The sequence below is a fragment of the Azospirillum argentinense genome (assembly GCF_000632475.1).
In the GTDB taxonomy this organism is placed as follows: domain Bacteria; phylum Pseudomonadota; class Alphaproteobacteria; order Azospirillales; family Azospirillaceae; genus Azospirillum; species Azospirillum baldaniorum.
This window is the reverse complement of record NZ_CP007794.1, coordinates 122,501-136,685: the sequence shown is the minus strand read 5'-3', so window position 1 is coordinate 136,685 and position 14,185 is coordinate 122,501. Positions and strand designations below refer to the sequence as shown.

The following is a 14,185-nucleotide window of genomic DNA, read 5'->3' as shown; positions in this document are numbered from 1 at the left end:
CGGTGGATCGGGCTCATTCCGTCGAGGGCGCCGCCGACTCAGCCCACGGCGTTGAAGTCGTCCAGCAGGGCGGCGATGCGCCCGCTGTCGCTCTGGTCCATGATGACGCGGGCGCGGCGGGTGGCCTCCTGGAGGTCGAGCTTGCGGATGCGCCGCTTCACCAGGGGGATGGCCGGCGGCACCATCGACAGGTCGCGCACGCCGAGCCCGAGCAGCAGCGCGGTGTAGCGCGAATCGCCGGCGATCTCGCCGCAGACCGACACCGGGATGCGGGCGCGCAGCGCCGCCTCGATGGTGAACTGGATCAGGCGCAGCACCGCCGGGTGCAGCGGGTCGTAGAGCGAGGCGACCTGTTCGTCGCCGCGGTCGATGGCCAGCGTGTACTGGGTCAGGTCGTTGGTGCCGATGGAGAAGAAGTCGGCGGCGTAGGCCAGCGCGTCGGCGGACAGCGCCGCGCCCGGCACCTCCACCATCACGCCCACCGGCGGCAGCGGGTCGGCGATGGGAACGCCGCGGCGGCGCAGGCGACGGGCCACCTGGCCCATCATCTCGCGCACGCGCTGCACCTCGGCGACCGAGCAGATCATCGGCAGCAGGATGCGCAGCGGCCCGTGGACGCCGGCCCGCAGCATGGCGGCGAGTTGCGTCTCCAGCAGCTTCGGTTCGCGCAGGCCCAGCCGGACGGCGCGCAGGCCGAGCGCCGGGTTCGCCGGCTCGCCATAGCGGCCGGCCATCCAGCCGGCCAGCTTCTCCCCGCCGACATCCATGGTGCGGGCGGTGACGGTGCGGCCGCCCATGCCCTCCACGATGGAACGCAGGACGGTATACTGCTCGTCCTCGTCCGGCAGCTGGTCGCGGTTCATGAACAGGAACTCGGTGCGCAGCAGCCCGATGCCCTGCGCCCCGTTCTCCAGCGCGTGGTCGAGGTCGCGCGGCAGCTCCAGATTGGCCTGGAGAGTCACCGCGGTGTTGTCGCGGGTGACCGCCGGCAGCTTGCGCAGGCCCTTCAGCTGCTCGCGCTCGCGCTCGCGCTCGGCGCGGCGTTGCCGGTAGTCCTCCAGCACCTCGGGGGTGGGGTCGATGATGACGCGCCCCTGCACCCCGTCCACGATGACCGTGATCCCGTTCTTCAGCCCGGCCAGCAGCCCGCCGACGCCCAGCACCGCCGGAATGCCCAGCGAGCGCGCCATGATCGCCGTGTGCCCCTCGGCGCCGCCGAGCACGGTGGCGAAGCCGGCGACGCGGCGCGGGTCGAGCAGGGCGGTGTCCGCCGGGGTCAGCTCCTCGGCCAGGATCACCGCGCCGGGATTCAGCATGGAGAAGGCCTGATACTCGTGCCGCATCAGGTTGCGGATCAGTCGCCGTCCCACCTCGCGCACGTCGGCGATGCGCCCGGCGAGGTAGCTGTCCTCCATGCTCGCGAAGGTCTGGGCGATGGTGGCGATCTCCGCCTGGACCGCCGCCTCGGCGTTGACCAGCTCCTGCTGGATGCGGCGCTCGACGCCGCGCGTCAGGCGGGAGTTGGTGACCATCGCCAGATGGGCGTCGAGAAGGAAGCCGATCTCCTCCGACGCCGAGCCGGGCAGCGTCAGCGCCTTGGCCTTCAGCTTGCGGATCTGGCGGCGCGCCTTGCTGCAGGCGTCGGCGAAGCGCGCGGCCTCGGCCTCCACCTGGTCGGCGGTCAGCGTGTATTCGGGGACGCGGATGGCTCCGCTCTCCACCACATGGGCCGGGCCGATGGCAATGCCGGGCGAAACGCCCAACCCGCGCAACGACCGTCCCTGGCCGGCGGCCGGAACGTCAGTCTTCATCGAACTTGCGGGTGATCAGATCCACGAGAGCGGCCATGGCCTCCTCGGCCTCGCGGCCATAGGCGTACAGCTCCACCGAGGTGCCGGGGCCGGCGGCAAGCATCATCAGGCCCATGATGGATTCGCCCGACACCTGCGTCTCGCCGCGCCGCACCTCGATCTCGGCATCGAAGGTGGCGACCAGCTTCACGAATTTCGCCGCCGCGCGGGCGTGCAGGCCGCGCTGGTTGCTGATCGTGACGGTCTGGCAGATTTCGGGATTCCTCTCCGGATTCTGTCCGTCGATACCAGGGGCGCCTTGTGCGGGCGCCTTCTCGTCTGGAGAACTCATCGGGTCACCCGTCCGACAGCAGCGAGGACGCCACGTTGATGTATTTCTGCCCGGCCTCCCGCGCGGCAGTCACGGCGTGGGTCAGCGTTTCCTGGCGGCGCACGCTGGCCAGCTTGATCAGCATCGGCAGGTTCACGCCGGCGATCACCTCGACCTTCGCCTTGTCCATGATGGAGATGGCGAGGTTGGACGGGGTTCCGCCGAACATGTCGGTCAGCACGACGACGCCGGACCCGTCGTCCACGTCGGCCACGGAGTTCAGAATGTCCTGGCGGCGCTGCTCCATGTCGTCGTCTGGGCCGATGCACACGGCCCGCACCTGCTGCTGCTCACCCACCACATGCTCCAGCGCGGCGATGAACTCTTCCGCGAGGCGCCCGTGGGTTACCAGAACCATACCGATCATGGGACATCCTTCAATTCTGGAGCCTCCCCCGAAGCCACATTCTTATTGCGGCACTTATGAACGATCCCTTATCCGGATCGATCCAACCCACCCTTTCGGCCAGCCCCCCTGGCCGCCCTTCGGCTGTCAGCCGGCCCGCGGGGCCTGACGTTCCAGCTCCCGGTGGCTGATCCCGACCTTCAACCCCAGCCCGCCCAGCCACGCGGCCAGCCGTTCCGCGACGAACACGGAGCGGTGCTTGCCGCCCGTGCAGCCGACCGCGATGGTCAGGTAGCTCTTGCCCTCCTGGTTGTAGCGCGGCAGAAGCGGCTGCAACAGGTCCGTCAGATGACGGAAGAATTCGGCGAAATCCGGGTCGCCCTCGACCCGCGCCGCCACGCGGGGGTCCAGGCCGGTCAGCGGTCGCAAATCCGGATCATAGTGTGGATTCGTCAGGAAGCGTACGTCGAACACGAGGTCCGCCTCGCGAGGCAACCCCATCCGGAATGAGAAGGAGGTGACGAAGACCTGGAGCGCCGCCTGGGTGCCGATCTGGAAGTTGCCGGCCAGGATGCGGCGCAGGTCGTGGATCGACAGCTGCGTGGTGTCGATGGTCACGTCGGCCCGCTGCTTCAGCGGCAGCAGCATGGCGCGTTCCAGCTGGATGCCGTCGGGCACCGGGCGGTCGATGGCCAGCGGGTGGCGGCGGCGCGTCTCGGTGAAGCGGCGCTGCAGCGTCTCGTCCCCGCAGTCGAGGAAGACCAGCCGCACCTCCAGCTCCGCGTGGGCCTTCAGCGCCTCGACCTCCTCAAGCATGGCGTGGGCGGAGAAGTCGCGGGTGCGGCTGTCGATGACCAGGGCCAGCGGGCGCTTGCGCGGGTCGGCCTGCTCCAGAAGCGCCGGGACCAGCGAGAGGCGCAGGTTGTCCACCGCCTCGTAGCCCAGATCCTCCAGCGCCTTCAGAGCGATGGACATGCCGGCGCCGGACATGCCGGTGACGAGCACGAGCTGTCCGCCCTGGCCCGCGGGCTGTTCCATCGGCTGGTCTTGCACGGTGAGGCGGTCGGTCATGGCAGGTTCGGTACCTTTCCCAGCGAGCCGGCCCGCGCCGCGGCGGCGGCCAGTTTCAGCTTGGCCGGTGCCGAGGCGTCGAAGGGGCAGAGGGCGAGACGCGGCACGGCCCGGTCGAGAAGGTCGGCAGTCTCCTCCTCGGGCAGGCGCTCCACGGCGCCGCGCGGCACCAGATCGACGACCAGGGTGATTTCCGCCTCCGCGGCGGCGGGCATGGGCATGATGCCGACGCCCCGCACCTCCAGCAGTCCGGCCAGCGCCGCCGGCGCCGTCGCCATCACCCTGCCATCCTCCACACGCAGCTCCACCCGGTCGTCGGCAACCAACAGCGCCCCCGCGTCGATCATCCGCAGGGCGAGATCGGACTTGCCGCTGCCCGACGGTCCCCGCAACAGCACGCCGATGGGTGTTTCGCCCCGGTTGCCGCCGTTTCCATGGCCGCCATTCCATGGGCCGACCAGGACGCAGGTGCCGTGAATCGTTGCCATGATCCCGCGAAGGTGAGGCGTGCCGCCGGTTCTGTCAATGGGATGCCGAAAATGCATCCTTTTCCCGCCCGGTCCGCCTCGAATGCGCCGCCGCGACGGCCATGGCCCGCCGCCCGCTTCCCGGCTGCCCTCAGCCTGGCCGCCCTCAGCTTGGCCGGTCGCATCCCGCGGCCAAGCCCAGGCAGGGGCCGCCGGGACGCGCCGCGCGGCGGATGTCCAGCAGCTCGCTGGCCAGCGCATCGCGCCGCCGGATCATCTCGTCCAGATCGTCCAGTTCCGCGGCTTCCTGGCAGGCGGTGCGGAAATCCTTCTCGCGGGCCAAGCGGGTGAGAAGATGGCTGTAGCTGTCGGCGATGGTCGCCAGATGCCGCTGGGCGCCCTGGAGCGCCTGCGCCAGTTGCGTCCGCTCGTCGGCCGACGCGCGCATCATCCGGGCCAGTTCGCCCTGCTGGACGCTGGCCTCGCGGATCAGGCGGGCCAGCCGGTAGCGGCGGAAGTCGATGACGTTGATCGAGGCCGGGGCGACCGAAGTCGGGGCGGCCTCGTCGGTCTGGCGCGGTGCGATCGGCTTGAAGTCGGACTTGGCGTCTGACTCGGACTTGGCGTCTGACGTGGCGTCTGACATGGCCCCTCTTCCGGTAGGTGACGTCCGGTTGTCGAAAGGCCAGCCGTCGCAGGCGCGGGAATGACCAGAATCGAGCATCCGCCGCACCCACGACTTTGTCCATACGTCTTTTCTCAAATTGCAACTATGCCGCATCCACCATGTGGAAATCCAAGAATGTGGAAATCCAACCTGGACGTCCGTCAAGGGCGGGGCAGGCGCACGGTGAAGACGGCGCCGGTCGTCTCCCCGCCGGGGCCGAGCCGGTTGTCGGCCCGGATGGTGCCGCCGTGGGCCTCCACGATCTGCTTGGAGATCGACAGGCCGAGCCCCGAATGGGTGCCGAACTTTTCGCCAGCCGGCCGCTCGGTGTAGAAGCGCTCGAAGATCGCCTCCTCCTTGCCCTCCGGGATGCCGGGGCCGTCGTCGCTGACCGTCACCTCGACCGCGCCGTCCGGGGTGCGCCGGGCGGCCAGCCGGACCTGCCCGCCGGGCGGCGAGAAGGACAGGGCGTTGGCGATCAGGTTCTGGAAGACCTGGGTCAGCCGCCCCTCCAGCCCCTTGACGGTCAGCGACCCGCCGCGCGGCGGCTCGATGACGACGCTCGGCGGGGCGTCCGTTGTTCCGTCGCCGTCCTCCTCGTCCTCATCCTCAGCGGTGGTGTGGTGGATGTCGGCGAGCGTGCGGAGCATCGCGCCGATGTCCACCGGCTCCAGCGCGGCGCGCGACAGCTCGGCGTCCAGGCGCGAGGCGTTGGAGATGTCGCTGATCAGCCGGTCCAGCCGCTGCACGTCGTCGGCGATGATCGCCATCAGCTTGTCGCGGCGGGCCGGGTCCTGGATGCGGCTGACCGTCTCCACTGCGCTGCGCAGCGAGGTCAGCGGGTTCTTGATCTCGTGGGCGACGTCGGCGGCGAAGCGCTCGATGGCGTCCATGCGCGCCCACAGCGCCGCCGTCATGTCGCGCAGCACGCCGGACAGCTCCCCGATCTCGTCGCCGCGGCGGGTGAAGTCGGGGATCTCGGTGTGGCGCCCATGGCCGGTGCGCAGCCGGTCGGCGGCCTGGGCCAGCTTGCGGATGGGCCGGGCGATGGTGCCGGCCAGATAGAGCGACAGCAGGACCGTGACCAGAAGCGCCACCGCGAAGACGCGCAGGATGTCGGTGCGCACCGACCGGATGGCCTCGTCGATCACGGTGCCGCTGCGCGACAGCAGCACCGCCCCCAGCACCTCCTTGTAGCGCTGGACCGGGACGGCGACGGTCAGCAGCAGGTTGGAGCGGGCGACGGGCGAGGCCAGCCGCCACACCGTCGCGCTGTTCTCGCCGGCCAGCGCGCGCTCCACGTTGGGCGGCGGGGCGACCGATTCGGCGGCGTGGCCCGGCGGCTCGCGGTAGAGCGGCAGGTTTTCCCGGCTCGGCACCACGTCGATGAAGCGGGCGTAGAACTCGTTGACCGCGCGGGACGCCGGGTCGCCGGCGGGCGGCAGCGGCAGTTCCTGGATCTCGATCTTGCCGGGCGAGCCGGTCAGCACGCGGCTGTCCGACAGCAGCCGCCCGTCCGGGCCGTAGAGCCGGGTGTGCGTCTCCGTCGCCAGCGCCAGCCGGCGGATCATCTGGCGTCCCAGTTCCGGCGACAGCTCGTAGCTTTCCTGGCCCTGCTCCGGCTCCTCGGCGGCCCGCTGCACGGCGCCCTCGCCGAGCGCCGAGGCGAAGATGCGCGCCTCCGTCTCCAGCGCGTCCAGCTCCGCCTGGACCAGCCGGTCCTGGTAGCGGCCGAGATAGAGCAGGGCGCCGACCAGAAGCAGCAGCGCCAGCACGTTGACGGCGAGAATCCGCAGGGTCAGCGGCGACGGCACGCCGCGCACCCGGCGCCGGGACGCGGCGCGCGGCGCGGCGCCGGGCTTGACGGGTGGGGAAGGGGCGTGGTCCGGCGCGCGGACCTCACTCCCTGTATCGGTAACCGACGCCATAGAGCGTTTCGATCTGCGCAAAGTCGGAATCAATGGCCTTGAACTTCTTGCGGAGCCGCTTGATGTGGCTGTCGATGGTGCGGTCGTCGACATAGACGTTCTCGCCGTAGGCGGCGTCCATGAGCTGGTCGCGGCTCTTCACATGGCCGGGGCGCTGGGCCAACGCCTTCACCAGAAGGAATTCCGTCACCGTCAGGTCGATGGGCTGGCCCTTCCAGGTGCAGGAATGGCGGGCGCCGTCCATGACCAGCGGGCCGCGGGTCAGCATCACGCCGGGTTCCGGCGCGGTCTTGTCGCGGGTCGCCGCCTCGCGCCGCAGCAGGGTGCGGATGCGCTCGACCAGCAGGCGCTGCGAGAAGGGCTTCTTGATGTAGTCGTCCGCGCCCATGCGCAGACCCATCAGCTCGTCGACCTCGTCGTCCTTGCTGGTCAGGAAGATGACCGGCAGATGGCTGGTCTGGCGCAGGCGTTGCAGCAGCTCCATCCCATCCATGCGCGGCATCTTGATGTCCAGCACGGCGAGGTCCGGCGGGCGCTGGGTCAGGCCGCGCAGCGCTTCGGCGCCGTCGGTGTAGGTGCGCACCTCGAACCCCTCCGCTTCCAGCGCCATGGCAACGGAGGTCAGGATGTTCCGGTCGTCATCCACCAACGCTACGGTGTGAGACATGTCGTTCGCGTTCCCAATCACACACCCCGTTTTCAGCAACCGCCGGTGTCGGCGATCGGCGTCCGCGGCCAATTCCAGCGGATGACCGGCCCCTTACGGTCGCTTACTACGGAAGAATGGTTTCGTCTTATTTCGAAAAGCGGACTTTCCTAATGCTCCACGATGCCTATGAGGCGGCGCAAAGGCATGAAAAGCCAACTTTTCGCTTTTCCCAACCTATTTGTCTGGGCCAATATGGCACCAATGCGGCGCCGGGGAAACGGTGCTGCGCGGGAGAACGCATTCGTTTCAGGGCATGAGTTCCGACGAGTCCCCCATCCGTCCGACCCCATCGGGGCCGGGCGCCGCGGCGTCATCGGACGTTGGCGGCCGAACGGGAGGCGCCGCAAGGCGCCTGATGCGTGGTGCCGGGCTCGCGGCGCTGTCCACCGCCCTGCGCGGGGATGACGACCAGCATGATGGCCAACACGATGGCCGGGCCGGCTGGCCCTATCCCTCTCTGGTCCAGGTGGCCTTCGACCTCGACGGCACGCCCCTTCTTCTGCTCTCCACGCTGGCCGACCACACGAAGAACATCGCGCGGGACCCGCGCGTCGGCCTGCTGTTCGACGGAACGGCAGGGCTGGCGGAACCGCTGTCCGGGCCGAGGCTGTCGGTTCTCGGGCGGGCCGAGCGTTCGGAGGAGCCGCGCCACCGCGCCCGCTTCCTGGCGCGCCATCCCGGTGCCGCTCTCTACGCCGGCTTCGCCGATTTCAGCGTCTATGCCGTGTCGGTGGAGCGCGCCCATCTGGTGGCCGGCTTCGGCCGGGTGCGGTGGCTCGACCGCGCCGACCTCCTGCTGCCCGGCGTCCCCGCGGCGCTGGCCGAGGCCGAGGGCGCCATCCTGGGCCACATGAACGCCGACCACGCCGACGCCTTGCGGCTGTACGCCACAGTTCTCGCCGGACGATCCGCCGACGGCGCCGAGCCGTGGACGATGACCGGAATCGACCCCGACGGCTGCGACCTGCGCCGCAGCGGCGAAATGGCGCGGGTTGATTTCGATCACAGCGTGGAAAACCCCGAAGACGCTAGGGTCACTCTTGCCGGGCTCGCCCGGCAGGCCCGCCAGAGCGCGTCCGGCAGCGCGCCCGGCGCGGCGGATGACCCGGTGGATTCGCCGGTGGAATCGAATGATCGTGACGGCTAACCACGACGCCGCGGCAAGCGGCGCGCAAAAAAGAGCGCAACCAGGAGAAAACGTCAGTGGACCATAACGGACCGACCCGTTGCCGTTTTGGGTTTGTGGCCCTCGGGCCACCCCTCTCTTGCCAATCAGGACATCGGGCGCGCCCGGGGGGCGCGTCGGGATGACCGCCGTCCGGCCTGTGGGCCGGGCTGCGGTGGTTTGAGCCGGCGGAACGACACCGCCACCGAACGAGGACGGCTTCGATAAGGGCCGAAAAGGCCAGCCGTCCGGACCTCCGGGCACCGGCCCCCGCATTCCAAGGGGGCGGCGAACCCGGAGACGAGTTGAGAGGCAAAGGATGACCGGAACAACGCGCACGCGGAACAAGAAGCTCCTGGCCTGGGTCGAGGAGATCGCGAACAAGTGCAAGCCCGAGCGGGTGCACTGGTGTGACGGATCGCAGGAGGAATATGACCGCCTGTGCGCCGAGATGGTGGAATCGGGCACCTTCATCAAGCTGAACGAGGCCAAGCGCCCGAACTCCTACCTCTGCCGTTCCGATCCGGGCGACGTCGCCCGCGTCGAGGACCGGACCTTCATCTGCTCCGAGCGCAAGGAGGATGCCGGCCCGACCAACAACTGGGTCGCCCCGGCGGAGATGAAGGCGAAGCTGGACGGCCTGTTCGAGGGCTGCATGCGGGGCCGCACCATGTATGTGGTGCCCTTCAGCATGGGGCCGCTGGGCTCCGACATCGCGCACATCGGCGTGCAGATTTCCGACAGCCCGTACGTCGCGGTGAACATGCGCATGATGACCCGCATGGGCCAGAAGGTGCTGGACATCCTGGGCGACGGCGACTTCGTGCCCTGCCTGCACTCCATCGGCGCGCCGCTGGAGCCCGGCCAGCCGGACGTGGCGTGGCCGTGCAACGCCGACCACAAGTACATCGTCCATTTCCCGGCCGATCACTCGATCGTCTCCTTCGGCTCGGGCTACGGCGGCAACGCCCTGCTCGGCAAGAAGTGCTTCGCGCTGCGCATCGCCTCCTCGATGGGCCGCGAGCAGGGCTGGCTGGCCGAGCACATGCTGATCCTCGGCGTGGAAAGCCCGGAGGGCGAGAAGACCTACGTCGCCGCCGCCTTCCCGTCGGCCTGCGGCAAGACCAACTTCGCCATGCTGGTCCCCCCGGCCGAGTTCGAAGGCTGGAAGGTCCGCACCATCGGTGACGACATCGCCTGGGTGAAGCCGCAGCCGGACGGCACGCTGCGCGCCATCAACCCGGAGGCCGGCTTCTTCGGCGTGGCGCCGGGCACCAGCATCAAGTCGAACCCGAACGCGCTGAAGACGCTGAACGCCAACGTCATCTTCACCAACGTCGCGCTGACCGACGACGGCGACGTGTGGTGGGAGGGCCTGACGGACGAGACGCCGGCTCACCTGATCGACTGGCAGGGCAACGACTGGACCCCGGCGTCGGGCCGTCCCGCCGCGCACCCGAACTCGCGCTTCACCGCCCCGGCGGCGCAGTGCCCGTCGATCGATCCGGCTTGGGAAGACCCGGCGGGCGTGCCGATCTCCGCCTTCATCTTCGGCGGCCGCCTGTCCAAGACCTTCCCGCTGGTGTTCGAGGCCTACAACTGGCGCGAGGGCGTCTACTGGGCGGCGACCATGGGCTCGGAGGCGACCGCCGCCGCCGTGGGCCAGGCCGCCATCCGCCGCGACCCCTTCGCCATGCTGCCCTTCTGCGGCTACAACATGGCCGACTACTGGAACCATTGGCTGGCGATGGAAGGCAAGGTGGAGAACCTGCCGCGCATCTACCGCGTCAACTGGTTCCGCAAGGACGAGAACGGCAAATTCGTCTGGCCGGGCTTCGGCGACAACATGCGCGTCCTGCGCTGGATCGTCGATCGTGTCCGCGGCCGTGCGGTCGATGCGGCGGAGAGCCCGTTCGGCTATATGCCGCGCTATCAGGACCTGAACTGGGCCGGTCTGGATTTCGCCGAGGACAAGTTCCGCAAGATCATGGACATCGACCGGAAGGAAGCCGAGGCCGAGGCCAAGGACCAGGAGGAGCTGTTCAACCGCTTCGGCAGCCACCTGCCGGACGAGATCGAGCAGCAGCGCGTGGCGCTCCTCAAGCGTCTTGAGGAGGCTCCGGACACTTGGCGGATCGGCTGATCGGGCCGGCGCCGGATCGTCCGAGCGTGCAAAAAGGGACCGCCCGCGGGCGGTCCCTTTTCTTTTGCGCGTGTGGCTGCGGCGGGGTGCTTTTTGGGTACTCCTTTCGTGACACGATCCTTTGTCACGGCTAGGATCGCGTCCGACGCCGGGTGATTTACAAAAACTCAAGGGATTGCTGCGTCACTGGGCCGGCAGAACGCAAGCACCCCCGCCTGACCGGCTTTCCGCGGAGCGGACCGGCCAAGGCACGGAAAATGACGCTGGAGGACGGAAGACATGTTCGTGATGATCGGCTTCGGCGTCGTGGTGTTCAGCGTCTTCGGGGGCTACGTCCTGGGTGGCGGCCACCTGGGCGTGTTGTGGATGCCCTTCGAGTTCATGATCATCCTGGGCTCCGCCGCCGGCGCGTTCCTGATCGGCAATCCAAAAGCGGTGGTCACACACACAGGCAAGGAACTCGGCCACCTCTTCAAAGGGCCAAAATACAAAAAGGATGATTTCCTCGAACTTCTCACCATGATGTATCAGGTCTTCAAGATCGCGAAGACCAAAGGGCTGCTCGCCCTCGAACAGCACATCGAGAAACCCGAGGACTCACCACTCTTCCAGCAGTTTCCAAAATTCTACGGCGACCACCACGCCATATCCTTCCTCTGCACCTATCTGCGTCTGATGTCGCTCGGGGCCGACAACCCGCACGAGCTGGTCGACCTGATGGACGAGGACATCGAGACCATGCACCACGAGCACCAGCGGATCGCCGACGCCATCCAGGCGGTCGCCGACGCCGTTCCGGCGCTGGGCATCGTCGCGGCGGTGCTGGGCGTGATTCACACCATGGGGTCGATCACCGAGCCGCCGGAAGTTCTGGGCAAGCTGATCGGCGGCGCGCTGGTCGGCACCTTCACCGGCATTCTCGTCGCCTACGGCTTCCTGGCGCCGATCGCCAGCGGCCTGAAGAACATCTACCACGCCGAAGGGAAATACTATCAGGCGATGAAGATCGGCCTGATTGCCCATTTGTCTGGCTACGCCCCGGCCATCTCGGTCGAATACTCGCGAAACGTGCTGGAGCCCGAGTACCGACCGAGCTTCGCCCAGGTGGAAGAGGCCACCTCGGCCCTGCCGCCCGCCTGACGCCGGATCCTCCTATGCCGTCCCCGAGCACTTCCGAAGGCGCCGTCACCATCCTGTGGAACGAGGGGACGGTGGGCGAGTGGGCGGCGCTCTTCGCCCGCGTTCCCCGCTCCACCCTGCCGCAGTGCTTCGCCTACGCCGGCGCCATGGGGCGCACCCATGGCTTCGTGCCGCGGCTCGGCCTGATCCGGCGCGACGGCACGCCCATCGGGATCGTCCAGCTTCTGGAGCGGCGCACGCTGCGCCTGTTCCACCAGCGCCAGATCCACCGCGGCCCGCTGTGGCTCGACGGGATCGAGCCGGATCTGGAGATTCAGGAGGCGGTCTTCCGCCTGCTGCGCCAGGCCTGCCCCGACAACCCACTGAACCGGGCCAGCCTGCTGCCCGAGCTGGCCGCCGGGCCGGAGGCCGAGGCGATGCTGCAACGTTGCGGTTTTCGCCGCTTCGGCCCCGGCTACCGCACGGTCTGGCTCGACCTGTCACGGGGGGAGGAGGAGTTGCGCGCGGCGATGGCCCGCGACTGGCGCCAGAGGCTGAAGGGGGCGGAGAAGGCGGGTCTGGTCATCGACCTCGACTGGGAGGCCAAGAACCTGCCCTGGCTGATGAAGCAGGAGCATGAGCAGGCCCTGACCAAGCAGTTTCGCCCGATGACCGGCGCGCTGGCCGTGCGCATCCGCAACGCGCTGCTGAAGGGCGGAGGGAAGGGCGACGGGGTGTTGATGGTCGCCGCCCTGGAGGATCGCTCGAAGACCGCCGCGCCGGCGGCGAGCGCGCTCTTCTACATCCATGGCGGCTCGGCCACCTACCAGATCGGCTGGTCGAGCGAGTCGGGGCGCAAGAGCGGCGCGATGCGGCTGGTGCTGTGGCGGGCGGCCCTGGCCCTCAAGGCGCGTGGCGTGGGCTGGCTCGACCTCGGCGGCATCAACCCGGACAGCGCGCCGGGCGTCACGGAATTCAAGCTGGGAACCGGCGGTCAGGCGGCGGAGAGCGCCGGCCTGTTTCGCTGATCCTGATCCGCGGAAAGGGTGCCGTTGAATCCCGGCGCCGACTGTCTCATCCTGGTTGCGAGCGGAAGGAGCACGCCATGGCCGACAACGACATGAAACCGGAAGAGGCGCAACTGGCCATCGCCAAGGCGGCCCAGATGAAGCCGCAGGTTCAGGCCATGCGCGACCGTCTCCGCAAGATGGCGGACGACGAGGAGAAGGGCGTCCAGATCCTCGCCAGCGCCATCCGCCGTTTCCTTCACCAGGAGTAGGCGGGGCGACGCCTCAGCAGGTCGTCGCCTTGGTGCAGCCCTTGTCCTCGTGCGGGCCCGGGGTGCGGGCGAGCTGGAGGCCGCTGCGCGCCTGCTCGAAGGTTTTCTCCAGCGACCGCACCGTCTGCTCGAAGGCTTGCAGTTCACGGCCCTCCAGCTTGTCGCCGGTCGGCAGGTCGATGCTCTTCGGATTGATCTGCTGGCCGCCCTTCAGCACCTCGTAATGCAGATGCGGGCCGGTGGACCGCCCGGTGGTGCCGACATAGCCGATGACGTCGCCCTGGTCGACACGGGCGCCGCGGCGCGTGCTTTTGGCGATCCGGCTCAGATGGGCGTAGGCTGTGGCGATCTGGGTGTTGTGGCGGATGCGGATGTAATTGCCGTAGGCGCCGTTCGGCCCGACCTCCTCGACCACACCGCCGCCTGCGGCGTAGATCGGCGTTCCGGTCGGCGCGCCGAAATCCATGCCCTTGTGCATCTTGCTGAAGCCCAGGATCGGATGGTGGCGCATGCCGAAGCCCGAGGTGATCCGCGCGCCGTCGATCGGCGTGCGCAGCAGGGCGCGGCGGATGCTCTCGCCGTCGCGGTTGTAATAGTCGATCCGCCCGTCCCGGCTCTTGTGCCGGTAGATCGGGTACTCCTTGCCGCTTAGCACCAGCGCGGCGTAGAGCACGTCGCCTTCGCCGGCGCTCTTGCCGTCCGCGGTGACCAGCCGCTCATAAAGGACCTCGAATTGGTCGCCCGGCTGAAGGTCGCGCTGGAAGTCCACGTCATAGGAATAGTCACGGATCAGCGCCATCATCACCGACACCGGCACGCCGGCGGCATTCCCCGCCTCGAACAGGCTCGACCGGATCACCGTCTGCGCGGCGACCGGCTGGCGGGTGACCGCCTTCTCCGATTCGCTCGAGGTGAAGGCGGTGTCGCCCTTGCGGGAGACGGAGACGGAGCGGACCACGTCCGGAAGAAACTCCAGCCCGACGAATCGCTTGGTCCCGCCACGGCGCGGCTCGAACAGGACGGTGACCTGCTGGCCGACCTGCAGCTTGCGCGGATCGTAGACCTTGCGCAGGGCCGCGATGGCGTTGGTTGCTTCGTCCGCCGGAACGT

The 14,185-nt window shown here is 68.7% G+C and carries 14 protein-coding genes (1 of these 14 only partly in view); 5 read left to right on the top strand and 9 right to left on the bottom strand.

Going from position 1 to position 14,185, the window contains the following annotated elements:
* Positions 1 to 38: 38 nt before the first annotated feature.
* The 8 genes from ptsP to ABAZ39_RS14790 form a co-directional block, all read right to left on the bottom strand.
* On the bottom strand, positions 39 to 1,811 hold the full coding sequence (gene ptsP / locus ABAZ39_RS14825) for a phosphoenolpyruvate--protein phosphotransferase (protein WP_040133824.1): 1,773 nt from the start codon (positions 1,809 to 1,811) through the stop codon (positions 39 to 41).
* The gene (locus ABAZ39_RS14820) at positions 1,801 to 2,142 is read right to left on the bottom strand and encodes an HPr family phosphocarrier protein (RefSeq protein WP_014199774.1); all 342 of its coding nucleotides are present in this window, start codon (positions 2,140 to 2,142) and stop codon (positions 1,801 to 1,803) included. Before ABAZ39_RS14820 ends, ptsP begins: the two co-directional genes overlap by 11 nt.
* Before the next feature lie 4 nt (positions 2,143 to 2,146).
* Positions 2,147 to 2,548, bottom strand: a complete 402-nt coding sequence (locus ABAZ39_RS14815; RefSeq protein ID WP_014199776.1) for a PTS sugar transporter subunit IIA — start codon at positions 2,546 to 2,548, stop codon at positions 2,147 to 2,149.
* 126 nt (positions 2,549 to 2,674) lie between these two features.
* Positions 2,675 to 3,598: an RNase adapter RapZ gene (rapZ, locus tag ABAZ39_RS14810; RefSeq protein WP_040133823.1), complete on the bottom strand. Its 924-nt coding sequence runs from the start codon at positions 3,596 to 3,598 to the stop codon at positions 2,675 to 2,677.
* Positions 3,595 to 4,086, bottom strand: coding sequence for an HPr kinase/phosphorylase (locus tag ABAZ39_RS14805; RefSeq protein ID WP_040135180.1), 492 nt, complete (start codon positions 4,084 to 4,086; stop codon positions 3,595 to 3,597). Before ABAZ39_RS14805 ends, rapZ begins: the two co-directional genes overlap by 4 nt.
* 145 nt (positions 4,087 to 4,231) lie before the next feature.
* On the bottom strand, positions 4,232 to 4,711 hold the full coding sequence (locus ABAZ39_RS14800; protein WP_040133822.1) for a hypothetical protein: 480 nt from the start codon (positions 4,709 to 4,711) through the stop codon (positions 4,232 to 4,234).
* Between the two features lie 182 nt (positions 4,712 to 4,893).
* On the bottom strand, positions 4,894 to 6,660 hold the full coding sequence (locus tag ABAZ39_RS14795; protein WP_040133821.1) for a stimulus-sensing domain-containing protein: 1,767 nt from the start codon (positions 6,658 to 6,660) through the stop codon (positions 4,894 to 4,896).
* Positions 6,632 to 7,327 carry a response regulator transcription factor gene (locus tag ABAZ39_RS14790; RefSeq protein ID WP_014199781.1) on the bottom strand — a complete coding sequence of 232 codons (696 nt, stop codon included), beginning with the start codon at positions 7,325 to 7,327 and terminating at the stop codon, positions 6,632 to 6,634. The genes ABAZ39_RS14795 and ABAZ39_RS14790 overlap by 29 nt, the downstream gene beginning before the upstream one ends.
* Positions 7,328 to 7,724: 397 nt before the next feature.
* On the opposite strand from ABAZ39_RS14790, the gene ABAZ39_RS14785 reads away from it, so the two are divergent.
* The 5 genes from ABAZ39_RS14785 to ABAZ39_RS36535 all read left to right on the top strand — a co-directional run bounded on the left by ABAZ39_RS14785 (position 7,725) and on the right by ABAZ39_RS36535 (position 13,075).
* Positions 7,725 to 8,516 carry a HugZ family pyridoxamine 5'-phosphate oxidase gene (locus ABAZ39_RS14785; protein ID WP_040133820.1) on the top strand — a complete coding sequence of 264 codons (792 nt, stop codon included), beginning with the start codon at positions 7,725 to 7,727 and terminating at the stop codon, positions 8,514 to 8,516.
* Between the two features lie 337 nt (positions 8,517 to 8,853).
* Positions 8,854 to 10,677 carry a phosphoenolpyruvate carboxykinase (GTP) gene (locus ABAZ39_RS14780; protein ID WP_040133819.1) on the top strand — a complete coding sequence of 608 codons (1,824 nt, stop codon included), beginning with the start codon at positions 8,854 to 8,856 and terminating at the stop codon, positions 10,675 to 10,677.
* A gap of 279 nt (positions 10,678 to 10,956) precedes the next feature.
* Complete coding sequence (gene motA, locus ABAZ39_RS14775) at positions 10,957 to 11,817, top strand: flagellar motor stator protein MotA (protein WP_014199786.1); 861 nt, start codon at positions 10,957 to 10,959, stop codon at positions 11,815 to 11,817.
* 14 nt (positions 11,818 to 11,831) lie between these two features.
* On the top strand, positions 11,832 to 12,824 hold the full coding sequence (locus tag ABAZ39_RS14770) for a lipid II:glycine glycyltransferase FemX (RefSeq protein WP_040133818.1): 993 nt from the start codon (positions 11,832 to 11,834) through the stop codon (positions 12,822 to 12,824).
* A gap of 77 nt (positions 12,825 to 12,901) precedes the next feature.
* Positions 12,902 to 13,075 (top strand): hypothetical protein, encoded by a 174-nt coding sequence (locus ABAZ39_RS36535; protein ID WP_175428775.1) that lies wholly within the window; start codon positions 12,902 to 12,904, stop codon positions 13,073 to 13,075.
* A gap of 13 nt (positions 13,076 to 13,088) precedes the next feature.
* On the opposite strand, the gene ABAZ39_RS14765 is transcribed toward ABAZ39_RS36535, so the two are convergent.
* Positions 13,089 to 14,185, bottom strand: the 3' portion of a protein-coding gene (locus ABAZ39_RS14765; protein ID WP_247881689.1) for a peptidoglycan DD-metalloendopeptidase family protein. The gene runs 268 nt beyond the window's last position; only the last 1,097 of its 1,365 coding nucleotides appear in the window; the start codon falls outside the window, past its right edge — the gene reads right to left on this strand; it ends in the stop codon at positions 13,089 to 13,091.

Coding starts and splice junctions, on each gene's coding strand:
- ptsP (WP_040133824.1), bottom strand. CDS start 1,811: ATGAAGACTGACGTTCCGGCCGCCGGCCAGGGACGGTCGTTGCGCGGG.
- ABAZ39_RS14820 (WP_014199774.1), bottom strand. CDS start 2,142: ATGAGTTCTCCAGACGAGAAGGCGCCCGCACAAGGCGCCCCTGGTATC.
- ABAZ39_RS14815 (WP_014199776.1), bottom strand. CDS start 2,548: ATGATCGGTATGGTTCTGGTAACCCACGGGCGCCTCGCGGAAGAGTTC.
- rapZ (WP_040133823.1), bottom strand. CDS start 3,598: ATGACCGACCGCCTCACCGTGCAAGACCAGCCGATGGAACAGCCCGCG.
- ABAZ39_RS14805 (WP_040135180.1), bottom strand. CDS start 4,086: ATGGCAACGATTCACGGCACCTGCGTCCTGGTCGGCCCATGGAATGGC.
- ABAZ39_RS14800 (WP_040133822.1), bottom strand. CDS start 4,711: ATGTCAGACGCCACGTCAGACGCCAAGTCCGAGTCAGACGCCAAGTCC.
- ABAZ39_RS14795 (WP_040133821.1), bottom strand. CDS start 6,660: ATGGCGTCGGTTACCGATACAGGGAGTGAGGTCCGCGCGCCGGACCAC.
- ABAZ39_RS14790 (WP_014199781.1), bottom strand. CDS start 7,327: ATGTCTCACACCGTAGCGTTGGTGGATGACGACCGGAACATCCTGACC.
- ABAZ39_RS14785 (WP_040133820.1), top strand. CDS start 7,725: ATGCGTGGTGCCGGGCTCGCGGCGCTGTCCACCGCCCTGCGCGGGGAT.
- ABAZ39_RS14780 (WP_040133819.1), top strand. CDS start 8,854: ATGACCGGAACAACGCGCACGCGGAACAAGAAGCTCCTGGCCTGGGTC.
- motA (WP_014199786.1), top strand. CDS start 10,957: ATGTTCGTGATGATCGGCTTCGGCGTCGTGGTGTTCAGCGTCTTCGGG.
- ABAZ39_RS14770 (WP_040133818.1), top strand. CDS start 11,832: ATGCCGTCCCCGAGCACTTCCGAAGGCGCCGTCACCATCCTGTGGAAC.
- ABAZ39_RS36535 (WP_175428775.1), top strand. CDS start 12,902: ATGGCCGACAACGACATGAAACCGGAAGAGGCGCAACTGGCCATCGCC.